The sequence below is a fragment of the Albidovulum aestuarii genome, assembly GCF_029961185.1.
Taxonomy (GTDB): domain Bacteria; phylum Pseudomonadota; class Alphaproteobacteria; order Rhodobacterales; family Rhodobacteraceae; genus Albidovulum; species Albidovulum aestuarii.
On sequence record NZ_JASBQQ010000010.1, the window covers coordinates 59,461 to 81,579 of the forward strand.

Genomic DNA, 22,119 nt, shown 5'->3' on the forward strand with positions numbered 1-22,119 from the left:
CCACGCCAGATTGCCCTGCGGACCTGCCTTTGGATCACTCCTCGATCGTCTCGGGCAGAACGAGGTTCAGGATGATCGCGATGATCGCGGTCGGCAGCAGGCCAGAGGTTATCAGGATCTGCGCCGTTTTCGGCAGGTGCTGCAACGCACCGGGTTCAAGCTGCAACCCGAAGCCGATTGAGAGCGCGATGGCAAAGATCACCATGTTGCGGCGATTCCAGACGACATCGGCCAGCATGTTGACCCCCGCCGCCGCAACCATACCGAACATCACGATCACCCCGCCGCCGAGCACATTGATCGGCACGGTCTGGATCACTGCACCGATCTTCGGGATCAGCCCGCAGACAATGAGGAAGAGCGCGCCGATGGTGACGACATGGCGGCTCATCAATCCCGTCATCGCGATCAGGCCGACATTCTGGCTGAAGGAGGTGTTCGGCAATCCGCCAAAGACACCCGCCACCGCCGTGCCAAGACCATCGGCAAAGGTCGCCCCCGCGATTTCCTTGTCGGTCGCCTCACGTCCCGCGCCGCCCTTGGTAATGCCCGACGTGTCGCCCACGGTCTCGATGGCCGAGACGACCGCCATCAGGCACATGCCGATGATGATCGCGCCATTGATCTCGAACCCCCATTTGAAGGGCAAAGGGGGTGCGAAGAGCGCCGCGCCGCCAATACGGCCGAAATTCACCTGCCCCATCATCGCCGCGACGACATAGCCCGCGACGATGCCGATCAGGACAGCAGCCACGGCCATGAAGCCGCGGGTGAAGAACTTCAGCGCCAAGGTCACGACGATCACCACGAGCGCCGGAAACCACATCGCGAGCGAGCCGTATTCCGGCTTGCCGATCAGCGGAACGCCCCCGGCGGCGTATTGAATGCCGACCTTGATCAGCGCGAGCCCGATCATCAGGACGATGAGCCCGGTGACAAGCGGCGGCAGCGCATAGCGGATGCGGCCGATGACGAAGCCAAGGCAGAAATGAAAAAGCCCGCCGATGACCACCCCGGTCATCAGCCCGGCCAGCCCCGCCGTGCCAAGCCCAGCGACAGCCGGGATCATGATCGGCACGAAAGCAAAGCTCGTCCCCTGCACGATCGGCAGCCTTGCGCCGACCGGCCCCATGCCGATGGTCTGAAAGAGCGTGGCGATGCCGGCAAAGAGCATCGACATCTGGATCATGTAAAGCATCGGCGTCAGGTCATCCGAGCCGAAACCCACCCCCGCCGCGCCCGCGACGATGATCGCGGGTGTCACGTTGGAGACGAACATCGCCAGCACATGCTGGATGCCAAGCGGCACGGCCTTGGCCAAAGGCGGTGTATAGTCGGGATCGCGGAGTTGCTCCGGCGTCCCGATGGAAACATCGGTCATGGGTCTCTCCCTCTTTTTCGCGCGTTTCGGGCCGTTTACCGGCCTCGTCAGATATTGGACGCCACGAGAAAGGGCGTCGGGAACCAGTGTTCCTGAAGATTGGGTGTATCGCCGATCCGGTCGATGACCGCGAAAAGGCCCGGTGCGTTAAGCGGTGTCAGCACGCCATGCCAGGTATTGCGGTGAAGGTTGATCCCCTGTCCCGGCGCGGTCAGAAAGGCGCGCGGGCGGCCCGGTACGCCATCCTCGTCTTCAGCAACAATCACCAGAAACGGGTCCATCGACATCGGGATGAAGGCCTGCGAGCCCTCGGGATGCCGTTCGACCATGTCGAGCCGGTAGGGCAAAGCGCGCGGTTCGGCCTTGAAGATCGAGACCCCCGCCCGTCCGCCGGGCCCGAAATCCAGCCGCGCCCGGTCATGATACCGCCCGCAGAGCCCCTGATTGATGATCCGGTCAGGGTCGCCCGACGCATCAAGAACATCGCCGAACGGGGCGAAGGCGGTTGGCGTCAGCTTTTCGGTCAGGATCGGCTCGGTCATCGGTTTCCTTGGCTCAGGCCGGGGGCGCTGCCCCCGGACCCCCGGAGTATTTCCGGACAGAAAGTGAAGGATCAGCGCCCGAACGCGCCGGGTCCTCTGAGTTTCGCGTGGCGGTTGACATCCTTGTAAAGGAGATAGCGGAACGGACCGGGGCCTGCGGCGTAGCAGGCCTGCGGGCAATAGGCGCGGAGCCACATGAAATCGCCCGCCTCCACCTCCACCCAGTCGCGGTTGAGCTTGTAGACGGCCTTGCCCTCTAAAACATACAGCCCGTGTTCCATGACATGGGTTTCCTCGAACGGGATCACGCCGCCCGGCTGGAAGGTGACAATATTGACATGCATGTCATGGGCGATGTCGTCGGGATCGGCAAAGCGGGTGGTCGCCCAGCGCCCGCCGGTATCGGGCATGGCCACCGGTTTCACGTCCTTGTCCGAAGTCACGAAGGCCTTGGGCGCAGCAATGCCCGGCGCATATTCATAGAGCTTGCGGACCCAGTGGAACCGCGCCGGATGATCGGTGCCGTTATGCAGCTTCCAGTCGCAGCCGGGCGGGATATAGGCGTAGCCGCCGGTGCCGAGGTCATGCCAGGTGCCGTCGAGCGAGAGCCGCACCTCGCCATCGGTGACGAAGATCACGCCTTGGGCGACCGGATCGGGTTCGGGCAAGTCCGACCCGCCGCCGGGGCCGACCTCCATCACATACTGGCTGAAGGTTTCAGCAAAGCCTGACATCGGGCGGGCGATGAGCCAGAGCCGGGTGTTCTTCCAGCCGGGCAAGGCGCTGGTGACAATGTCGGAAAAGCATCCCTTGGGGATCACGCAATAGGCCTCGGTAAAGACCGCGCGGCCGGTCATGAGCTGCGTCTGCGGCGGCAGGCCGCCTTCGGGGGCGTAATAGGGGCTCATCGTGGCAGCATGTCCTTCAGACGCCATTCGGCGATGCGTTCGACCTGACGGCAAGCCTCGTCGAACTCGGTTTCATTGTCCTGTTCCAGCCTGCGGCGGAAGGCATCGAGGATCGAGGCCTTGGTATTGTCCCGGACCGCGATGATGAAGGGGAAGCCGTGGCGCGTCGTGTAGGCGTTGTTGAGGTCGGTGAACTCGTTCCGTTCCGCGTCGGTCAGCGCGTCGAGGCCGACGCTGGCCTGTTCGGCCGTGGACTCTGCCGTCAGCCGTTTGGCGGCGGCGAGCTTGCCCGCAAGATCGGGATGCGCCGTCAGCACCCCCAGCCGTTCGGCGCGGGAGGCCGTGCGGAACATGCGGGCGAGCGCGTTATGGAGGCCGGTCGCCGTGTCGTGCGCGGGACCCAGTTCGAGCGCGAAGGCGCGTTCGGCGATCCAGGGGGAATGTTCAAAGATGCCGCCGAAGCGGGCGACGAATGTGGATTTGTCCATCCGGCTCGGCCGTTCGTACCGCTGCGGCGGATGGGTTTTCGCCCAGTGGCGGGCGATGTCGATGCGGCGGGGGAACCATACTCCCGCGTGCCCCTTGGCATAGTCGAGGAAGCGTTTCAGCCCGGCGATCTTGCCAGGCCGCCCAATCAGGCGGCAATGAAGGCCGACGCTCATCATCTTCGCAGCCCCGGCCTCACCCTCGGCATAGAGCGTATCGAAGGCGTCCTTGAGGTACTGGAAAAACTGCTCGCCCGTAATATAGCCCGGCGCGGTGGCAAACCGCATGTCATTGGCCTCAAGCGTATAGGGAATGACCAACTGATCGCGCTCGCCAACCTCCAGCCAATAGGGCAGGTCGTCGTCATAGGTGTCGGAAATCCAGTCGAGTCCCTGCTCGGCGGTGAGGCGCACGGTGTTGACCGAACAGCGCCCGGTATACCAGCCGGTCGGGCGGCTGCCCGTCACCTCGGTATGCAACCGGATCGCCTCGGCGATCTGGCGGCGTTCCTCGTCTTCCGCCATGTCCCGGTGTTCGACCCATTTCAACCCGTGGGACGCAATCTCCCACCCCGCGGATTTCATCGCCGCGACCTGTTCGGGCGAACGGGCGAGCGCGGTGGCGACGCCGTAGATCGTGACCGGGACATCCATGCCGGTGAAGAGACGGTGAAGCCGCCAGAACCCGGCGCGGGCGCCGTATTCGTAAATCGATTCCATGTTCCAGTGGCGCTGGCCCGACCATTGGGCGGCACCGGGAATATCCGACAGGAACGCCTCTGACGCCGCATCGCCATGCAGGATGCAGTTCTCGCCGCCCTCCTCATAGTTCAGCACGAGCGAGACGGCGATTTTCGCACCGCCGGGCCATTTGGCGTCAGGAGGGGTCGGCCCGTGGCCGGACATATCGCGAGGGTAGCGGTTCATCTGCAGGATTCCCAAAACTGTCCCGACCCTAGTCTCGCAACCGCCAGAGCATTATCAATAAAAAACTGAAAGACTTATTAGGCTCTGGCAATGTCGCCTTCCGGCCGTTTCCGCGCCATGATGCGGGCCGCAACAGGGAGAGCACCATGGCCGAGGGTTATCTGACCACGCATGTTCTGGACACTGCGCGGGGCGTTCCCGCTGAGGGGATTGCCATCACGCTCTTCCGTCTGTCTGGCGAGGGGCGCGAGAAGATTGCCGAGGCGGTCACCAATGACGACGGGCGCACCGACAGCCCGATCCTGCCAAAGGACCGTTTTTTCACCGGCACATATGAGCTTGTTTTCCATACCGGCGCCTATCTCGACGCGACCGGCGTGCCGCCCGAGGCTCCGCGTTTTCTCGATGAAATCCCGATCCGCTTTGGTATCTCGGACCCCGGTTCGCACTACCACGTGCCGCTGCTTTTGTCGCCGTTCGGTTATTCGACTTATCGCGGAAGCTGATCCGGATCAGAGGTCGCGAAAATAGGGGTCGATATTCCAGTAGTCGACCATATCGGCGGCCCTTGCGCACGTCAGGCCTGCCGCATCCATCGCGTAGAAATCGACGCCGAGCAGCGCGGCCAGCCGCCAGGCCTTTGCAGCGGACTCGTGGGCCGGGCTGCCTGCCGCGAAGGTGGCCTCGATCTCGCTCGCGGCGCTCACGAGCACATAGACCAGTTCTGCAGCCGGAGCGTCGGGCCAGCGCGCGACGAGATTGCGGACAAGCGGTCGCCAGCCTTCCGGCGTATCGAGCAACTGCTCGATCGCGAAATGCACCTTTTCCAAATCGGCCATCCCGTCTTACTTGCGCCGGTCGTACCGTATTCCCCTGCCGGCCTGAAATCTCGCAACCAAATTCCGGGCCACTTGGGCCCTGTTTTCCTCCTGCGAGTCAACAAGTTTGACAGGTGGCGGCTAATGTTTGACCTTTTGGTCAGGTTTTCGCGTTGCAGTTAACCGGGACAAACGCTAGCGTGATGTGTCAGGATCAAAGCACAGTGACCGCAGGTTGAACCATGTCGCAGAGCGCGGCCCCCGCCCTTTCCAATACCGACCGCAATCCGGGCATGCCGCTCAGGATCGACTGGTTCGACCAGATCGCGGTAAACACGCAGGCGGCCGAACGCCGGGCGGCGACGCTGACCACGCGTCGGACTGTGAAAAAGGAATGGCAGGCGGCGTGGCTCGTCAATGCCATCCGCTGCATCGATCTGACGACGCTCGCCGGTGACGATACCGAGGATCGGGTGCGCAGGCTTTGCGCCAAGGCGGTGCGGCCGCTCGCCGACCACATCATGGCGGGACTGGGGCTGGAGCATCTGACGACCGGTGCGGTCTGCGTCTATCCGACGATGGTCGCTGCCGCCGTCAGGGCCGTGGCGGGCACCGGCATCCCGGTCGCCTCCGTCGCGACCGGTTTTCCTGCGGGGCTGATGCCCCTCGACCTCAGGCTGGCCGAGATCCGCTATGCCGTTGATCAGGGCGCGGAAGAGATCGACATCGTCATCACCCGCGCCCATGTGCTGGATGGCAACTGGACCGCGCTTTACGACGAGGTCGCAGCAATGCGCGAGGCTTGTGGCGCGGCCCATATGAAGGCGATCCTTGCAACCGGCGATCTGCAGACGCTGAGGAACGTCTACAAGGCCTCGATGGTGGCGATGCAGGCGGGGTCGGACTTCATCAAGACCTCGACCGGGAAAGAGGGCGTAAACGCCACCCTGCCCGTCTCGCTCATCATGGTCCGGGCGCTCCGCGACTATATGGACCGCACCGGCCACCGGGTCGGCTTCAAGCCTGCAGGCGGCATGAAAACCGCCAAGGACGCCATCGCCTGGCAGATCCTGATGAAGGAAGAGATGGGGAACGACTGGCTGCGCCCGCACCTCTTCCGGCTCGGCGCGTCCTCGATGCTCGGCGATATCGAACGCCAGCTGGAACACCACATCACCGGACGCTACTCCGCGTCCTCGCGTCATGCACTTGCCTGAGGGACCGATGCCAACAGTGACCGAGATACTGGAAACGATGGATTACGGACCGGCACCGGAGGCTTCGGGAGAGGTGACCGCCTGGCTGAAGGCGCGGGGGCAGTTCGGCCATTTCATCGACGGGGCCTTCACCAAACCCGGCAAGGGCTTTGCCAGCGCGAACCCCGCGAATGGCGAGGTACTGGCCAAGGTCTCGCAAGGAACGCAGAAAGACGTGGAGGCAGCGGTGAAGGCCGCGCGCGCCGCCCTTCCGGGCTGGTCGAAACTGGCAGGCCATGAACGGGCCAAATGGCTCTACGCCATCGCCCGGCATATCCAGAAGCGGGAACGTTTCCTCGCGGTGCTGGAGGTCATGGACAACGGCAAGCCGATCCGCGAGGCGCGCGACATCGACGTGCCGCTCGTCGCGCGGCATTTCTACCATCATGCCGGCTGGGCCGAGATGCTGGAGGACGAGTTCCCCGGCGCCAGACCCGTGGGCGTCTGCGGCCAGATCATCCCGTGGAACTTTCCTCTGCTGATGCTGGCCTGGAAGATCGCACCCGCGATTGCCGCCGGGAACACGGTCGTCCTGAAGCCCGCTGAATACACTCCGCTGACGGCCCTCGCCTTCGCCGAGATCTGCGCCGAGATCGGACTGCCGAAGGGGGTGGTGAACATCGTGACCGGCGACGGTGAAACCGGCGCGGCGCTGGTCGGCTCGGACGCCGACAAGATCGCCTTCACCGGCTCCACCGAGGTCGGCCGCGCGATCCGCAAGGCAACCGCCGGAACGGGCAAGAAACTGACGCTGGAGCTTGGCGGCAAATCGCCCTTCATCGTCTTCGCCGACGCCGATCTCGACGCCGCGGTCGAGGGCGTGGTCGATGCGATCTGGTTCAATCAGGGGCAGGTCTGCTGCGCGGGCTCGCGCATTCTGGTTCAGGAGGGCATTGCGGCCACCTTTCAATCCCGCCTCAAGGCGCGGCTTTCCAAGCTGCGCGTGGGCGACCCCCTCGACAAGTCCACCGATGTCGGCGCCATCGTCGATCCCGTCCAGCTGACCCGCATCCGCGATCTGGTCGCCAAGGGCGAGGCCGAGGGCGCGGTGCTGCATCAAGCCGAGGCGCAACTGCCCGCTAAGGGATGCTTCTTTGCGCCGGGCTTCATGACCAATGTCCAACCCGCCAATATCGTCTCCGAGGTCGAGATCTTTGGCCCGGTCGCGACGCTGACCACCTTCCGCACCCCCGCCGAGGCGGTGGAACTGGCCAATAACAGCCGCTACGGGCTCGCTGCTTCGATCTGGTCGGAAAACGTGAACCTCACGCTCGACATCGCCGCGAAGGTGAAGGCGGGCGTCGTCTGGGTCAATTCCACCAATATCTTCGACGCGGGCGCGGGTTTCGGCGGCTACCGCGAAAGCGGCTTCGGCCGCGAAGGCGGGCGCGAGGGGATGCGGGAATACCTCTCGTCCCCCGTCGTGAAGGCAAAGCCCGAAGCCGAGGCACCGGACCTGTCGGCGGCCCCGGTTCCCGGCGCGCCGTCGAAAGGACCCGCCCCCATCGACCGCACCGCAAAGATGTATATCGGCGGGGCGCAGAAACGGCCCGACAGCGGTTATTCCTACGCGGTGATGGGAAAGGCGGGCGAGATCGGGCTGGCGGGCCTCGGCAACCGCAAGGACATCCGCAACGCCGTCGAGGCAGCGCATAAGGCGTCGGGCTGGGGCAAGGCCACCGGGCACAACCGGGCGCAGGTGCTCTATTACCTCGCCGAGAACCTTTCGGCCCGCAAGGCCGAATTCACCGCCCGGCTGAAAGCGGCGGGCGTAGCGAAAGCCGCTGATGAAGTCGCCACCTCCATCCGCCGCGCCTTCTACTACGCCGCGCAGGCCGACAAGTTCGACGGCGCGGTGCATTCCACGAAATCGGCGCATGTGACGCTGGCCATGCCGGAACCTTTCGGTGTGATGGGCGTGGCCTGCCCCAATGACGCGCCACTCCTCGGCTTCCTCAGCCTGATCCTGCCCGCCATCGCGATGGGCAACCGGGTCGTGGCGATCCCATCCGCGTCGATGCCGCTCGCCGCGACCGACCTCTATCAGGTCTTCGACACATCCGACCTGCCGGGGGGCGTCGTGAACATCGTGACCGGGGCCAAGGATGAACTGGCCAAGACGCTGGCGGGCCACGACGATGTCGCCGCGATGTGGTATTGCGGCGGGCCGGACGGCGCGCGGATGACCGAGGCGGAAAGCTCGGGCAATCTCAAGGTCACATGGACCTTCGCGAACCGCGACTGGCACGGTTCCGATGGTCAGGGCCGCGACTTCCTGCTACGGGCAACACAGGTGAAAAACATCTGGGTTCCCTACGGCGAATGACAAAGCTTCTCTTTCCCACCCCCGAACCGGTCACCGTCCCAATGCGGGTCGAGGATGCCGCATTTCCCGTCAGCCGCATCTTCTGCGTCGGCCGCAACTATGCCGACCATGCGAAAGAGATGGGGCATGAGGTCGACCGCGAAGCACCCTTCTATTTTACCAAATCGCCCGCCCATCTGATCCATTCAGGCGCGACCGTCCCCTATCCGCCCGGCACCGCCGATTTCCACCATGAAATGGAGTTCGTCGTGGCCATTGGCGCACCGGGGTTCCGGGTCGCCGAGGCGGATGCGATGGACCTCGTCCTCGGCTACGCCTCCGGCCTCGACATGACCCGCCGCGACCTGCAAGGGGTGGCAAAGGACAAGCGCCGCCCATGGGATACCGGCAAGGATTTCGAAAATGCCGCCGTAATCGGGCCGATCACCCGCGCCGGGGATTTCGGCGCGCCGGGACCGCAGGCGATCTCGCTGCATCTGAACGGCAAACCCGTGCAGCAGGCGCATCTGTCCGACATGGTCTGGTCGGTGGCCGAACTGATCGCCCATCTCTCGACGCTCTATCATCTGCGCCCCGGCGACCTGATCTTCACCGGCACGCCTGCCGGGGTCGGGCCAGTCAGCCCGGGTGACATGCTCCACGGTGAGGTGGAGGGGCTGTCGCCCGTCACGCTGACGATCGCACCCGCCGGATAGGGCGGATTCTGACCCGGACAACGTGCATCTTGTCTCTCGCCGCAGACAGACAGGTTGCCATACGTTTTGCCGACACTCTGCCGACGTTTTGCAGATCGCAGTTTTTGTTATAATACAAAAACTTACCCTCTCATCACGCCCGAGCAGCGCCCCATCGTTAACCTTTCCGACGCGCCGGGACAGCCGAACGATGGCATTGCCTTGCGGGTCCGGTTGCGGCAGGGTCTGTCCAATTCAGAAGGAGCGGTCCCGTGACAGATTTCCGACTTCGCAAGCTTTGCCTTGTCCTTGACGAAACTCATCACGACGGCGGTGCGGACATTGAATCGCCACGTCAACGAGCAGCCGTTCTGGCCGTGGTTTCGAACCCTTTCGCGGGGCGGTATGAGCCCGATCTGCAATCGGCGATGGAGGCTCTCAAGCCGCTCGCCCTGACCATGGGCAAACGCCTGATCGAGGCGCTTGGCGGGCCGGAGGGCATCGACGCCTATGGCAAAGGTGCGCTTGTCGGCCTGAACGGCGAACTGGAACACGGCGCACTCTGGCATGCGCCGGGAGGTTACGGAATGCGGGCGCTTCTGGGGGAGAGCAAGGCCATCGTGCCCTCGGTGAAGAAGGTCGGCGCGGCGGGCACCACGCTCGACCTGCCGCTCGCCCATATCAACGCGGCCTATGTGCGCAGCCATTTCGACACGATGACGGTGATGGTGCCGGACGGACCGAAACCGGATGAGATCGTCTTTGCCCTCTGCATGGCGAAGGGTCCGCGCATCCATTCGCGGATGGGCGGGCTTGAGGCGCATCAGATCAAGGGAGAGGACGGCCTGCGCTGATGCGGTGGCTCGCGGCCTGTCTGGCGCTGATCCCAGGCGCGGCCCTTGCCCATGCCTCCGAGCGGATGGTTATCCTGACCCTGCCCACCGGCTGGTACATGCTGGGGGCGGGCATCGCGGTGGCGCTGACAGCCCTTGCCGGGCTGATGGCCGGGCGCCTACCCGGTTTCAGGGCGCGGGTTCTGTTCGAACGGCGCGCGATCCTTTCCCGGACAACGATAAGCTGGCTTGCGGCCTTCGCCTTCTGGTCGCTGATCGCCACCGGCATCTGGGGCACGCGCGATCCGCTGGGCAATCTTCTGCCGCTGACCGTGTGGACGGTGCTTTGGGTCGGCCTCACACTCGCTTCGATCCTCTTCGGCAATCTCTGGCGCGATATCGAGCCCTGGACCGGGCCCGCCCGAACCATCCGCCACCTGATGGCCCGCACGGGAAACGTCGGACTGTCGCACCTTTGCCACTGGCCCGCCGTTGCAGGTTATCTGGGCTTCGCGTGGTTCGAGATCGTCTCGCTGTCACCCGCCGACCCCCTCGACCTCGCCCGCGTCGCGGCGGGCTACTACCTCCTGATCCTCGCGTTGGCCGTGCTGGAAGGTGAGGACTGGCTGGAGCGGGGTGAATTCATGACCGTCTATTTCGCAATGGTCTCCCGCATCGCGCCCTTCTGGGCCGAACATGAAGAAACACGGGTGAAGACGATGGCAGGGCTGCCCGGTGCGCAGATTCTGCGCCTGCCACCGCTGACGCCCTCGGCCATTGCTTTCGTCACGCTCGTGCTCGCTTCCGTCAGTTTCGACGGGCTGACCGAAACCTTCTGGTGGCTTGCACGGCTTGGCATCAACCCGCTGGAGTTTCCCGGCCGCTCGGCGGTCCTTGGGGTCAACTCGGCTGCGCTCCTCGCCTTCTGGACCGTCAGCGCCGCGCTGATCCTTGGCGCGATCAGGGCAGGGTTGCCGCATGAGACGTTCCGTCAGGGGGTGGGGGCGGTCATGTTGTCGTTCCTTCCCATCGCGGCGGGCTATCACGTCGCCCATTATTTCATCGCGCTGCTGACCAACGGACAATATGCCATCGCCGCGCTGAACGATCCGTTCGGGCGCGGCTGGCAATTGCTCGGCCTGCCGGATCACTGGGTGTCCTTCGGGTTCCTGACGACGCATTCCGGTGTGCAAATGATCTGGATGGCGCAGTTTGCGGTCATCCTTGGCGCGCATCTTCTGGCTGTTCTTCTCAACCTGAAACTGACCGAGCGCTTTCCTGAAGCAGATGGCGTCAGGGCACATCTGCCGATGACGCTGCTGATGATCGCCTACACGGTTTTCGGTCTCTGGCTGCTTTCCTCGCCTACGGCCGGGTAAGAAAGAGTTGCATTATTGCGCGACTCCGTGTTCCGTAACCAAAGGAACAGGAACGCCGGAACGAAAATCGGCGAGAGCTGCTTATTTCCAACAGCGGAGATGTTTGATGGCAAACAAATCAACCCCCTTGAACCCGACCCGCCGCTCGGTTCTGACGGGCATGGCAGCTGGCGGCGCCCTGCTGACTACCGGCCTCGGCGCGCGCTTCGCGCAAGCCCAGTCGTCCGAGCCGATCCGCATCGGCTTCCAGCTTCATCGCACCGGCATCGGCGCATCCTATGGCCGCTGGTACGAACGCACCGCCACCGCCGCGCTGAACGTGCTGAACGAAGGCGGCGGTATCAATGGACGCCCGGTCGAACTGGTCTTCGAGGATGACGGTACCGACCCCAAGCGCGGCGCGGAAGTCGTCGAGAAACTTACCACCCAGTCGAACTGCGATCTGGTGATGGGGACGCTCTTTTCCCATGTCGTAATCGGCTCTGCCCCCCGCGCGGGCGAGTTGAAGGTGCCCTATCTGGTCTGCTCCGAAGGTCATCACGTGGCCTCCGGCATGTTGAACCGCTGGACCATGCAGCCCGGCATCACGGACGTGAAAAGCCAGGTTCAGGGCATGGCGCCTTTCGTGACCTCGAACCTTGGCAAGAAGATCACGATGATCTTCCCCGATTTCGCCTTCGGCCACGATCACCGCGACTATTTCACGGCTGCCGTCGCAGCCCAGGGTGGCGAGGTGATCAAACATATCGCGATCCCGCCGACCGAAACCTCGTTCACCCGCTATTTCCCGCAGATCCCCTCGGATACCGATGTGATCTATCACGTCATGGTCGGCCCCGCCGTCCTGACCTTCGTGAAGGAACTGGGCGAGTTCTACGGCTCGGGCGCGCGGCCGCAGCTTTTCGGCTTCATCGACTCGCTTGAGGCAGTGGACATCAACTCGCCGGGCCTCGAATTCCTCGACGGATCGCATTTCTGGGAAGGTCATCCGCGCTACAAGCAGGCGGATGCGTCCGAGCACGAGGCATTCTATCGCGCGGCGGTGGGTGTCGATGACAACGGTGCATCGGTCTCCGACCCCGCCGATATCGCCACCTATGCCCACATGTTCTCCACATGGGAGACGCTGTTCGTCATCAAGCACGCGATGGAAGCAGCGGGTTATCAGGGCCCGGCAGACCGGCAGAAGATCGTTGAAGCCATCGAAGCGATGACGGATTTTGCCGAGGGGCAGGCCCATCCGCAGGGGCCGAAGACCTTCAACGGCAAGACCCACCAAACCTTCGGCCTGCAATCCATCACCAAGGTCGAGGGCGGCAAGCTTGTGCGCGTGCATCAGACCACGATGGAGGACGGGTTCTACCCAGACGAAGTCGACTACACGACGATGAGTTTCTGATTTCGGGACGGGCGGGGCTGAACCCCCGCCCGATTTGCGCTTGGCCTTCGGACCATTCCTGCTTCTCGCCCTGATGGAGGGGCTCGTGACCGCCGCGGTGCTTGCGCTGACGGCGTCAGGCCTGTCATTGGTCTTTGGTATAATGCGGGTCGTGAATGTCGCCCATGGCGCGTTCTTCATGCTGGGCGCGGTGCTGGCGTGGTTCGTGTCTGAGTGGGTGCCGGGGCCTGCCGGGCTGTCCTTTGCCGTCGCGCTTGTGGTCTGCCCGCTGATCGTCGGCGCCATCGCGGCGGCGGCCGACATGGCTGTCCTGAAACGGCTGAACTATGAACCCGAGGCGACCATCGTCGCGACCATCGGCCTCCTCTACATCCTCGAACAGGCGGCGCTGAGTTTCTTCGGACCCGATGCGCGCCCCGTCCCCGCGCCGCTGGATTTCCGTATCCAACTGCCGTGGTTTGGCTATTCCGGCTATAAGCTGGCGGTAATTGTCGGGGCCGCTCTGGTGCTGCTGATGGTGTGGCTGATCCTGAAGCATACCAAGGCCGGTCTGATCATGCGGGCGACGCAGATCGATCGCGACACGGCGCGGGCCTTCGGCATCAATGTCGACCGCGTTTATGCCGGCGTCTTCGCCATGGGCGCGGGGCTGGCGGCCATCGCCGCCGTGCTGATCGTGCCGATCCAGCAGGCGCATTACCTGATGGGGGGCGATCCGCTGCTGCTCTCGTTCATCGTGGTGATCATCGGCGGCCTTGGGTCCTTGCGCGGCACGCTGGTCGCGGCGCTGATCATCGGCCTTGGCGATGGGGTCATCTCCACCTTCTTCGCCCCGACACTGGCCAAGATCCTCGCCACGCTCGCCGTCGGTCTGATCCTCGTTCTCAGGCCGCAGGGCCTTTTCGGGAAACGTGCGGCATGACTGTGGACCGGGCGCTTTTCCTGCATCTCGGCCTGATCGCCGCACTTCTCGCGTTCCACTTCGTGGCACCCGCCTATCACCACACCAATATCGCCCGGATCATGGTGCTGGCGATCTATGCGATGGGTTACAATATCGCGTTCGGCTATACGGGCCTCCTCAGTCTCGGTCATGCGCTGTTCTTCGGCTCGGGGCTCTATGCCGCTGGGTTGCTTGCTTATCACGCGGACGGAACGGCGGGGATCGGGCTGATCGCGGGGCTTCTTGCCGGTGGAGCGGTGGCCTTTGCGCTTGGCCTCTTCGCGCTTCGCACCGCCGGAGTCGCCTTCATGATCGTGACCCTGATGTTCGCGCAGGCGGGCTATCTGACGGTGCTTTATTTCGGCAGCTATACCCGCGGGGATGAGGGCATCGTGATCCCGAAAGCGGGGCGGATGCTGGCCTCGCTCGACCTTTCCGACGACAACACCCGCTACCTCGTCGCGCTTGCGCTCTTCGCGGTTGCCCTCCTCGTCAACCTCTGGCTCGCCCGCTCGCCACGCGGGCGGATCATGGTGGCGATGCGCGAGAATGAGGAAAGAAGCCGTATGCTCGGCTACAACCCCTACACGGTGAAACTGACTGCATTGACCATATCGGGCCTCTATGCGGGGCTTTCGGGGGCGGCCTATGCGCTGATGTTCGGCTATGCGGGCGCAAGCCTTGCTTCGGTGCAATACTCGATCCTGCCTCTCCTGTATGTCCTTCTCGGCGGGGCGGGCACTGTTATCGGCCCGTTCCTCGGCGCGCTACTGATGTTCTATCTGATCGACTATGCGTCCTCGATCACCGACGCCCATCAGTTCGTCACCGGCGTGGCATTGGTCCTGCTCATCCTTTTCGCGCCGAAGGGTATTCTTGGCACGATCCGCGAACGGGGGCTGAAATGGCTGCCGTGACCCTGCTGGAAGCGCGCGGTCTGACCCGCCATTTCGACGGGCTGAAGGCCGTCGACGGGGTAGATTTCGATCTGCATCAGGGCGAGATTCACGCGTTGATCGGCCCCAACGGCGCGGGCAAGACGACATTTGTCAGCCTTTTGTCGGGCCGCATCCCTGTACAGTCGGGCACGATCCGCTTTTCCGGGCGCGACATCACGCACCTGCCCGCCCATGCCCGCGTCCGGCTCGGCATCGCCTATACGTTCCAGATCACGCAGGTCTATGGTGCGCTGACGGTTTTCGACAACGTCGCCCTTGCGGTGCAAAGCCGCCATTCCCACCGCCTGCGCGATGATGCGATGGCGGCGCTGACCCGGGTCGGCCTTCAGGACCGCGCCGACCAGACAGCGGGGACGCTGAGTTACGGCCACCAGCGGCTGCTGGAAGTCGCCATGGGCCTGGGGCTTGACCCAAAGCTCCTGATCCTCGACGAGCCGACGCAGGGACTGGCGCAGGGCGAGATCGAGACCTTCAAGGACATCGTGCGCGGCGTGGTGCCGGCGGCGACGGTTCTTCTGATCGAGCACAACATGGATGTGGTCATGGACCTTGCCCAGCGCATCACGGTCTTGAATTTCGGTGAAGTTCTGGCCACCGGCACGCCAGAGGCGATCCGGGCCGACAAGGCGGTACAGACCGCCTATCTGGGGGGCTGAATGCTGAAGCTCGATGGCATCGAGGCAGGATACGGCGCGGTGCAGGTGCTGCGCGGCCTCACGCTGTCGGTCGCGGCGGGCGAGGTTTTGTGCCTGATGGGCCGGAACGGCGCGGGCAAATCCACAGCGCTGAAAACAATCATGGGACAGGTCCGGGCAAGCGCCGGGACGATCGAGCTTGACGGGACCCGGATTGACGGCCTTCCCGCCCATGAAGTGCCCCGCTACGGGATTGGCTATGTCCCCCAGGGGCGGCGGCTTTTCGGTGATCTGACCGTAGCCGAGAATATCGAGGTCGGGTTGATGACGCGGGGGCGCGGGGCGCGGGTGCGTGACCACGTGCTCGACCTCTTCCCGCGCCTGCGCGAACGCATGGGGCAGATGTCCCGCACACTTTCGGGCGGCGAGCAGCAGATGCTGGCCATTGCCCGCGCGCTTTGCCTTGAACCCAAGGTCCTGCTTCTGGATGAGCCGACCGAGGGCCTGCAACCCTCGATGATTGCGCTGATCCGCGACACGGTCGTGGCGCTGAAGAAAACCGGGGTGGCGACGGTGCTGGTCGAACAGCGCGTGGATGCCGCGCTGTCCGTTGCAGACCGCATCGCCTTCATGGTGGGGGGGAGCGTTGCCGAAACGGTGCAGGTCGGCGACCTGACGTCCGGCGCGCCTCAGTTCATTTCCTACGTCGGCGTCTGACGCCACATACAGAATTTTCTTGCGCGAATCCGAAAAAACTTTACCAATTGATAAAAATTTTCCGTTGAACCGCAATCAAACGACAGGGGGCTGACTATGACTTCAATATTCAAACCGGCCGGGCTGAACCGGCGGCATCTGATGGCGACCGCGGCGGGCGCAGCAGCGACGGGGATCGTCGGTCTGCCGAAGCGGGCTTTTGCCGCCGATCCGATCAAGGTCGCGGGCATCTATACCGTACCGGTCGAACAGCAATGGGTCAGCCGCATCCATGTCGCGGCTGAAGCCGCCGTAGCGGCGGGTGCTGCCGAGTACACCTACACCGAAAACACCGCCAATACCGACTATCCGCGCGTGATGCGGGAATATGCCGAACAGGGCTACAAGCTGATCATCGGCGAGATTTTCGGGGTGGAGCAGGAGGCGCGCGAGGTCGTGGCCGACTATCCCGAAACCGCGTTCCTGCTTGGCTCAAGCTTCCTGCATGACCCGGCGCTGCCGAACCTTTCCGTTTTCGACAACTACATCCAGGATGCGAGCTACCTTTCCGGCATCATCGCGGGCGCGATGACGCAGTCCGGCAATATCGGCATCGTCGGCGGCTTCCCGATCCCTGAGGTCAACCGACTGATCCATGCCTTCATGGCGGGCGTGCGCGAGACGCGTGCCGATGCCAGCTTCCAGGTCTCTTTCATCGGCTCGTGGTTCGATCCGCCGAAGGCCAAGGAAACCGCCTTTGCGATGATCGATGGCGGGGCGGACCTCCTCTATGCCGAACGCTTCGGCGTCTCGGATGCGGCGCAGGAACGTGGCATCCTTGCCGTCGGCAATGTGATTGACACCCAAGCGGACTATCCCGAAACCGTCGTCGCCTCGGCGCTCTGGCATTTCGAACCGACGCTGAACGCGGCCCTCGCACGTGTCGCCGATGGCAGCTTCACTGCCGACAATTACGGCACCTATAGCTTCCTCAAGGAAGGCGGCTGCTCGCTCGCCCCCCTAGGCACGTTTGAGGGCAAGGTGCCTGAAGCGGCAATGGCGCTGGTGGCCGAGCGGGAGGCGGCGATCCGCGACGGCAGCTTCACCGTCGAGATCAACGACGAAGAACCGACGTCGTCCTGATGGCGGGGCGCGAGGGGGCGGAGGTTGTCCTCCGCCTCGACGGCATCACCAAGCGGTTCGGGCCGCTTGTCGCCAATGACGCGATCAGTTTCGATCTGAAGAAGGGCGAGGTCATCGCCCTTCTCGGCGAAAACGGCGCAGGCAAGACGACGCTGATGAACATCCTCTTTGGCCATTACACGGCCGATGCGGGCAGCGTGGAGGTGTTCGGCCAGACACTCCCGCCCGGTCATCCACGCGCGGCGCTGGCGGCAGGCGTCGGCATGGTGCATCAGCATTTCACGCTGGCCGACAATATGACAGTGCTGGAAAATATCCTGCTTGGCACCGGTTCGCTTCTTTCCGCCCGGCTCAACGCCCGCGCGGCGAAGGCCAAGGTGCAGAAGCTCTCGGCGGATTTCGGGCTGTCGGTCCATCCCGATGCCAAAGTCGGCAGCCTCTCGGTTGGCGAGCGTCAGCGGGTGGAGATCCTCAAGGCGCTCTATCGCGATGCCCGCATTCTGATCCTTGATGAGCCGACCGCCGTTCTGACCCCGCAGGAAACCACGGCCCTGTTCGAGACACTTCGGAAGGCGGTGGCGCTCGGCCTCTCGATCATCTTCATCTCGCACAAGCTGAACGAGGTGATGGCGATTTCCTCCCGCGTGCTGGTTCTCCGCCACGGGCGTCTGGTGGGCGAGGTCGCGACTGCCGAGACCGACCGCCACAGACTGGCCGAGATGATGGTGGGCGCCGAGATCACCGCGCCGAAACTGGCCGACCGCGCGCCGGGCGCGGCACTGATGACGCTGACCGGCATCCGCACGGCCCCACGCGGCAATGCGCCGGGTCTGTCGGGCATCGACCTGACCTTGCGGGCGGGCCAGATCATCGGACTTGCCGGTGTCTCGGGCAACGGCCAGTCGGCCCTCGCCGACCTGATCGGCGGACTTGAGATGCCGACCGGCGGAACGATGGTGCTTCACCCAGAACATTCCGGCGACTGGTCACCCCGTGCGGCGCTGGCCTCGGGCGTCGCCCGCATCCCCGAGGACCGGCACAAGACCGGCACGGTCGCTGATTTCACACTGACCGAAAACGCGGTTCTGGAGGCTTACGAAAACGCCCCCTACAGCCGGAAGGGCTGGATGGACTGGTCCGCCGCCGAAGGCTTTGCGAAGAAGATCATCGAAACCTACGATGTCCGCTGTCCGGGCCCCGAGGCAGCGATCCGGCTTCTGTCCGGCGGCAATATGCAAAAGCTGATCCTCGGCCGCGCGCTGGAGGCGGGCCCTCAGATCATACTCGCCAACCAGCCGGTGCGCGGGCTCGACATCGGCGCGGTGACCTTCGTGCACAACCGCCTGATCGCGGCGCGCGACGCGGGCGCGGCGATTCTGCTGATCTCGGAAGACCTCGACGAGGTCATGGCGCTGTCGGACTTGATCCATGTGATCTACGAAGGCCATCTGTCACCCGCCTTCCCGCGTGGCGAGAAAACGCCCGCGGAACTCGGCGTCTGGATGGCCGGGCAGGGTTTTGAAGGGGGTGCAGATGCGGCTTGAACCGATTCCGAACCCCTCGGCCCTCCGCCGCTTCGGCCTGCCCACCGGGGCGCTGGCGTTAACGGTCCTCATCGCCTCGGCGCTCGCGCTTCTGGCGGGCGCCAATCCCTTTGCCACACTCGGCCTGATCCTGAAGGGTGCGGCAGGGTCGAAATTCGCGCTGCTGGAGACCCTGAATCGGGCCACTCCCATGATCTTCACCGGGCTGGCGGTGGCCGTCGCCTTCCGCGCCAAGCTCTGGAATATCGGCGCTGAGGCACAGCTTTACGGCGGGGCCATTGTGACGGTTCTGCTGGGCACCGGGGCGCTGCCCCTGCCCTCCCTCCTCCTGCTTCCGGTCATCGCCCTTGCCGCGATGCTTGCGGGCGCGCTGATCCTCTTGGGACCGGTCCTGATGAAGACGCGGCTGGGCGTGGACGAGGTCGTCACCACGCTTCTCTTCAACTTCATCATGCTGCTCTTCGTCTCTTACCTTCTGGAAGGGCCGATGAAGGATCCGATGGGCATGGGCTGGCCGAAATCCCCCGCACTCGACAAGGCCGCGCGCCTGCCGCGCATTGTCGAGGGGCTCAGGCTGCATTGGGGCTTCGCGCTGGCGATCCTTTCGGCCATCGCGGTCTGGGTGATCCAGACCCGCACGACCTTGGGCTACGAAATCCGCGCCGTTGGCCTCAATGCCGAGGCTGCGCGTTTTGCGGGCATTCCGGTGGGCCGCGTCATGGTCAAGACGGCGCTTCTTTCCGGCGGCCTCGCCGCCCTTGCCGGGTTTTCCGAGGTTGCGGGGCTGAAGGGCAACCTGACCTTGGACCTCTCGCCTGGCTTTGGCTACACCGGCATCATCGTCGCGATGCTGGCGCTTCTGAACCCCCTTGGCGTCGTCATCTCCGCAATCTTCGTCGCGGGCGTCTTTGTCGGCGCGGACAGCATGAGCCGGGCGGCAGGTGTGCCGACCTATATCGCCGACATCCTGATGGCGACGGCGCTTCTGACCATGGTTCTGGCGCTGAAACTCACCACGACACGGGTAAGGTGGCGCTGATGGACATTCTCGACATCCTCCTCTCCGCCACCTTCTGGGCCGCCGTGATCCGCATCGCCTCGCCCCTGATCTTCGCGACCCTCGGGGAACTCATCTGCGAACGCGCGGGCGTGCTGAATCTTGGGATCGAGGGCATCATGGTGATCGGCGCTTTTGCGGGTTGGATGGCGGTATATCTGGGAACCGGCCTCTGGGCCGGGGTCGGGGTTGCCATGCTGGCGGGGATGCTCTTCGGCCTTCTGCACGCGACGCTGACGGTGCCCTTCGGTCTGTCGCAGCATGTCGTGGGCCTTGGCGTCACATTGCTGGCCACGGCTACGGCCAGTTTCGCCTACCGCCTGTCGCTGCCCGAGGTCACCTCGCCGCCCAAGATCACGCCCTTCCAGCCATGGGAGATTCCGGTTCTGTCGGACATTCCGCTGATCGGTCCGGCGCTGTTCTCGCAGACCGCGCTGACCTATCTGGCCTTCATCCTTGTCATGATAGTCTCGCTCATCCTCTACCGCACGCCGCTTGGCCTTGCCCTGCGGGCCGCAGGCGAAAACCCCGCCTCGGTCGAGGCGCAGGGGCTTTCCGTCACCGCAATCCGCATGGGGGCCGTGATCGTCGGATCGGGTCTCATGGCGATCGGCGGAGCCTTCCTGACCATGTCGGCCTTTTCCAGCTTCTTCTTCGAGATGGTCAACGGCCGTGGCTGGATCTGCATCGCGCTGGTGGTCTTCGGCGCGTGGAAACCGAGCAAGGCGCTTCTGGGTGCGCTCCTCTTTGCCGGGTTCGACGCGCTTCAGGTCCGGCTGCAACAGACGCCGATGGGGGCGGTCGTGCCCTATCAGGTCTTCCTGATGGTGCCCTATGTGCTCTCCATTCTCGCGCTGATCCTGATGTCGCGACGGGCCGAAGTTCCGGCAGCGCTGATGGTTCCGTTCAACAAGGGGGAGCGGTGATGTTCGACCTTCTGATCAAGGGTGGCACGCTGCCGGATGGCACGGTGTCCGATATCGCCATTGCGGGCGACCGGATCGCCGCGACCGGACGCGTCGAAGGCGACGCAAGCGAGGTGATCGACGCGACCGGCGACCTCGTCTCTCCCCCCTTCGTCGATCCGCATTTTCACATGGACGCGACGCTGAGCTACGGCCTGCCACGCGTGAACGCCTCCGGCACGTTGCTGGAAGGCATCTCGCTCTGGGGCGAGTTGCGCGAGATTGCGACGGTGGATGAGATGATCGCCCGCGCGCTGACCTATTGCGACTGGGCGGCCTCGATGGGGCTTCTGGCGATCCGCACCCATGTTGATACGACGCCGGACCACCTTCGCGGGGTCGAGGCGATGCTGGAGGTGAAGCGCCGCGTCGCGGGCTATATCGACCTGCAACTCGTGGCCTTTCCGCAGGACGGGCTTTACCGGACCGCCACCGGCCGCGCGAATGTCCTCCGCGCCCTCGACATGGGCGTGGATGTCGTCGGCGGCATACCGCATTTCGAACGCACCATGGAGGAGGGCGCAGAATCCTTGCGCGACCTCTGCCGCGTCGCCGCCGAACGGGCGCTGAGGATCGACATCCATTGCGACGAGACCGACGACCCGATGAGCCGTCATGTGGAGACATTGGCCCGCGAAGTCACGCGCCATGGCTTGGGTAGCAGGGCGGCGGGCAGCCACCTGACCTCGATGCATTCGATGGACAATTATTATGTCTCCAAACTGCTGCCGCTGATCGCCGAAAGCGGCATGACCGCGATCCCCAACCCCCTGATCAACATCACCCTGCAGGGCCGCCACGACACCTATCCGAAGCGCCGTGGCCTGACGCGGGTGAAAGAGATGCAGGCCCATGGCATCACTGTCGGCTGGGGGCAGGACTGCGTTCTGGACCCGTGGTATTCGCTGGGCACCGCCGACATGCTGGACGTGGCCTTCATGGGCCTGCATGTCGCCCAGATGACCCATCCCGAGGAAATGGCCCGCTGTTTCCGCATGGTGACGGAGGACAATGCCCGGATCATGGGGCTGGAGGGTTATGGCCTGAAGAATGGCGATTTTGCGTCGCTTGTGATCCTCGATGCGGGCAACCCGACCGAGGCGCTGCGGCTCAGGGCCGAACGGCTTGCCGTTGTGTCAAAGGGCAAGGTCATCGCCCGGCACAACCGCAACGATACCTGCCTGTCGCTGGCGGGGCGGCCAGAGTCTGTGCGGCGGCGGCATGAGGGGCCGGAACGGTAGACGGGCGC

Annotated in this window: 21 protein-coding genes; 16 read left to right on the forward strand and 5 right to left on the reverse strand. The window is 64.1% G+C overall.

Annotated features, from left to right (window positions below):
• Positions 1–34: 34 nt before the first annotated feature.
• The 4 genes from QKW60_RS18655 to puuE form a co-directional block, all read right to left on the reverse strand.
• Positions 35–1,381, reverse strand: a complete 1,347-nt coding sequence (locus QKW60_RS18655; protein ID WP_282370937.1) for a uracil-xanthine permease family protein — start codon at positions 1,379–1,381, stop codon at positions 35–37.
• A gap of 47 nt (positions 1,382–1,428) precedes the next feature.
• The gene (locus tag QKW60_RS18660) at positions 1,429–1,923 is read right to left on the reverse strand and encodes an ureidoglycolate lyase (RefSeq protein WP_282370938.1); all 495 of its coding nucleotides are present in this window, start codon (positions 1,921–1,923) and stop codon (positions 1,429–1,431) included.
• Positions 1,924–1,994: 71 nt separating this feature from the next.
• Entirely contained in the window at positions 1,995–2,831 is an 837-nt protein-coding gene (locus tag QKW60_RS18665) for a bifunctional allantoicase/(S)-ureidoglycine aminohydrolase (RefSeq protein WP_282370939.1), read from the reverse strand.
• Positions 2,828–4,243, reverse strand: a complete 1,416-nt coding sequence (puuE, locus tag QKW60_RS18670; protein ID WP_282370940.1) for an allantoinase PuuE — start codon at positions 4,241–4,243, stop codon at positions 2,828–2,830. Before puuE ends, QKW60_RS18665 begins: the two co-directional genes overlap by 4 nt.
• Positions 4,244–4,389: 146 nt before the next feature.
• Between puuE and uraH the strand changes: the two genes are divergently transcribed.
• Positions 4,390–4,749 carry a hydroxyisourate hydrolase gene (uraH, locus tag QKW60_RS18675; protein ID WP_282370941.1) on the forward strand — a complete coding sequence of 120 codons (360 nt, stop codon included), beginning with the start codon at positions 4,390–4,392 and terminating at the stop codon, positions 4,747–4,749.
• A 6-nt stretch (positions 4,750–4,755) separates the two neighbouring features.
• Here uraH and QKW60_RS18680 read toward each other — a convergent pair whose 3' ends face one another.
• A complete protein-coding gene (locus tag QKW60_RS18680; protein WP_282370942.1) occupies positions 4,756–5,082 on the reverse strand; it encodes a hypothetical protein in 327 nt (108 codons plus the stop codon).
• Positions 5,083–5,303: 221 nt separating this feature from the next.
• On the opposite strand from QKW60_RS18680, the gene deoC reads away from it, so the two are divergent.
• From deoC to QKW60_RS18755, 15 genes are all read left to right on the forward strand, one after another.
• Positions 5,304–6,278 (forward strand): deoxyribose-phosphate aldolase, encoded by a 975-nt coding sequence (gene deoC / locus QKW60_RS18685; RefSeq protein ID WP_282370943.1) that lies wholly within the window; start codon positions 5,304–5,306, stop codon positions 6,276–6,278.
• Positions 6,279–6,285: 7 nt separating this feature from the next.
• Positions 6,286–8,643, forward strand: a complete 2,358-nt coding sequence (locus tag QKW60_RS18690) for an aldehyde dehydrogenase family protein (RefSeq protein WP_282370944.1) — start codon at positions 6,286–6,288, stop codon at positions 8,641–8,643.
• On the forward strand, positions 8,640–9,338 hold the full coding sequence (locus QKW60_RS18695) for a fumarylacetoacetate hydrolase family protein (protein WP_282370946.1): 699 nt from the start codon (positions 8,640–8,642) through the stop codon (positions 9,336–9,338). Before QKW60_RS18690 ends, QKW60_RS18695 begins: the two co-directional genes overlap by 4 nt.
• A gap of 251 nt (positions 9,339–9,589) precedes the next feature.
• Complete coding sequence (locus QKW60_RS18700; protein ID WP_282370948.1) at positions 9,590–10,171, forward strand: amino acid synthesis family protein; 582 nt, start codon at positions 9,590–9,592, stop codon at positions 10,169–10,171.
• A complete protein-coding gene (locus QKW60_RS18705; RefSeq protein WP_282370950.1) occupies positions 10,171–11,529 on the forward strand; it encodes a hypothetical protein in 1,359 nt (452 codons plus the stop codon). The genes QKW60_RS18700 and QKW60_RS18705 overlap by 1 nt, the downstream gene beginning before the upstream one ends.
• A 106-nt stretch (positions 11,530–11,635) precedes the next feature.
• On the forward strand, positions 11,636–12,928 hold the full coding sequence (locus QKW60_RS18710) for an ABC transporter substrate-binding protein (protein ID WP_282370952.1): 1,293 nt from the start codon (positions 11,636–11,638) through the stop codon (positions 12,926–12,928).
• Positions 12,929–12,968: 40 nt separating this feature from the next.
• Positions 12,969–13,850, forward strand: coding sequence for a branched-chain amino acid ABC transporter permease (locus tag QKW60_RS18715; protein WP_282370954.1), 882 nt, complete (start codon positions 12,969–12,971; stop codon positions 13,848–13,850).
• Positions 13,847–14,788 carry a branched-chain amino acid ABC transporter permease gene (locus tag QKW60_RS18720; protein ID WP_282370955.1) on the forward strand — a complete coding sequence of 314 codons (942 nt, stop codon included), beginning with the start codon at positions 13,847–13,849 and terminating at the stop codon, positions 14,786–14,788. The genes QKW60_RS18715 and QKW60_RS18720 overlap by 4 nt, the downstream gene beginning before the upstream one ends.
• A complete protein-coding gene (locus QKW60_RS18725) occupies positions 14,785–15,486 on the forward strand; it encodes an ABC transporter ATP-binding protein (RefSeq protein ID WP_282371048.1) in 702 nt (233 codons plus the stop codon). The genes QKW60_RS18720 and QKW60_RS18725 overlap by 4 nt, the downstream gene beginning before the upstream one ends.
• Positions 15,487–16,182: an ABC transporter ATP-binding protein gene (locus QKW60_RS18730; RefSeq protein WP_282370957.1), complete on the forward strand. Its 696-nt coding sequence runs from the start codon at positions 15,487–15,489 to the stop codon at positions 16,180–16,182.
• A 96-nt stretch (positions 16,183–16,278) separates the two neighbouring features.
• Complete coding sequence (locus QKW60_RS18735; RefSeq protein WP_282370959.1) at positions 16,279–17,304, forward strand: BMP family protein; 1,026 nt, start codon at positions 16,279–16,281, stop codon at positions 17,302–17,304.
• On the forward strand, positions 17,304–18,848 hold the full coding sequence (locus QKW60_RS18740) for an ABC transporter ATP-binding protein (RefSeq protein WP_282370961.1): 1,545 nt from the start codon (positions 17,304–17,306) through the stop codon (positions 18,846–18,848). The genes QKW60_RS18735 and QKW60_RS18740 overlap by 1 nt, the downstream gene beginning before the upstream one ends.
• On the forward strand, positions 18,838–19,887 hold the full coding sequence (locus QKW60_RS18745) for an ABC transporter permease (RefSeq protein ID WP_282370962.1): 1,050 nt from the start codon (positions 18,838–18,840) through the stop codon (positions 19,885–19,887). The genes QKW60_RS18740 and QKW60_RS18745 overlap by 11 nt, the downstream gene beginning before the upstream one ends.
• The gene (locus QKW60_RS18750; RefSeq protein WP_282370963.1) at positions 19,887–20,831 is read left to right on the forward strand and encodes an ABC transporter permease; all 945 of its coding nucleotides are present in this window, start codon (positions 19,887–19,889) and stop codon (positions 20,829–20,831) included. Before QKW60_RS18745 ends, QKW60_RS18750 begins: the two co-directional genes overlap by 1 nt.
• The gene (locus QKW60_RS18755; protein ID WP_282370966.1) at positions 20,831–22,111 is read left to right on the forward strand and encodes an amidohydrolase family protein; all 1,281 of its coding nucleotides are present in this window, start codon (positions 20,831–20,833) and stop codon (positions 22,109–22,111) included. Before QKW60_RS18750 ends, QKW60_RS18755 begins: the two co-directional genes overlap by 1 nt.
• Positions 22,112–22,119 lie beyond the last annotated feature (8 nt).

What these genes read in the sequence shown, in the direction of transcription:
- QKW60_RS18655 (WP_282370937.1), bottom strand. Translation starts at nt 1,381, where the DNA reads ATGACCGATGTTTCCATCGGGACGCCGGAGCAACTCCGCGATCCCGAC.
- QKW60_RS18660 (WP_282370938.1), bottom strand. Translation starts at nt 1,923, where the DNA reads ATGACCGAGCCGATCCTGACCGAAAAGCTGACGCCAACCGCCTTCGCC.
- QKW60_RS18665 (WP_282370939.1), bottom strand. Translation starts at nt 2,831, where the DNA reads ATGAGCCCCTATTACGCCCCCGAAGGCGGCCTGCCGCCGCAGACGCAG.
- puuE (WP_282370940.1), bottom strand. Translation starts at nt 4,243, where the DNA reads ATGAACCGCTACCCTCGCGATATGTCCGGCCACGGGCCGACCCCTCCT.
- uraH (WP_282370941.1), top strand. Translation starts at nt 4,390, where the DNA reads ATGGCCGAGGGTTATCTGACCACGCATGTTCTGGACACTGCGCGGGGC.
- QKW60_RS18680 (WP_282370942.1), bottom strand. Translation starts at nt 5,082, where the DNA reads ATGGCCGATTTGGAAAAGGTGCATTTCGCGATCGAGCAGTTGCTCGAT.
- deoC (WP_282370943.1), top strand. Translation starts at nt 5,304, where the DNA reads ATGTCGCAGAGCGCGGCCCCCGCCCTTTCCAATACCGACCGCAATCCG.
- QKW60_RS18690 (WP_282370944.1), top strand. Translation starts at nt 6,286, where the DNA reads ATGCCAACAGTGACCGAGATACTGGAAACGATGGATTACGGACCGGCA.
- QKW60_RS18695 (WP_282370946.1), top strand. Translation starts at nt 8,640, where the DNA reads ATGACAAAGCTTCTCTTTCCCACCCCCGAACCGGTCACCGTCCCAATG.
- QKW60_RS18705 (WP_282370950.1), top strand. Translation starts at nt 10,171, where the DNA reads ATGCGGTGGCTCGCGGCCTGTCTGGCGCTGATCCCAGGCGCGGCCCTT.
- QKW60_RS18710 (WP_282370952.1), top strand. Translation starts at nt 11,636, where the DNA reads ATGGCAAACAAATCAACCCCCTTGAACCCGACCCGCCGCTCGGTTCTG.
- QKW60_RS18720 (WP_282370955.1), top strand. Translation starts at nt 13,847, where the DNA reads ATGACTGTGGACCGGGCGCTTTTCCTGCATCTCGGCCTGATCGCCGCA.
- QKW60_RS18730 (WP_282370957.1), top strand. Translation starts at nt 15,487, where the DNA reads ATGCTGAAGCTCGATGGCATCGAGGCAGGATACGGCGCGGTGCAGGTG.
- QKW60_RS18735 (WP_282370959.1), top strand. Translation starts at nt 16,279, where the DNA reads ATGACTTCAATATTCAAACCGGCCGGGCTGAACCGGCGGCATCTGATG.
- QKW60_RS18740 (WP_282370961.1), top strand. Translation starts at nt 17,304, where the DNA reads ATGGCGGGGCGCGAGGGGGCGGAGGTTGTCCTCCGCCTCGACGGCATC.
- QKW60_RS18745 (WP_282370962.1), top strand. Translation starts at nt 18,838, where the DNA reads ATGCGGCTTGAACCGATTCCGAACCCCTCGGCCCTCCGCCGCTTCGGC.
- QKW60_RS18750 (WP_282370963.1), top strand. Translation starts at nt 19,887, where the DNA reads ATGGACATTCTCGACATCCTCCTCTCCGCCACCTTCTGGGCCGCCGTG.
- QKW60_RS18755 (WP_282370966.1), top strand. Translation starts at nt 20,831, where the DNA reads ATGTTCGACCTTCTGATCAAGGGTGGCACGCTGCCGGATGGCACGGTG.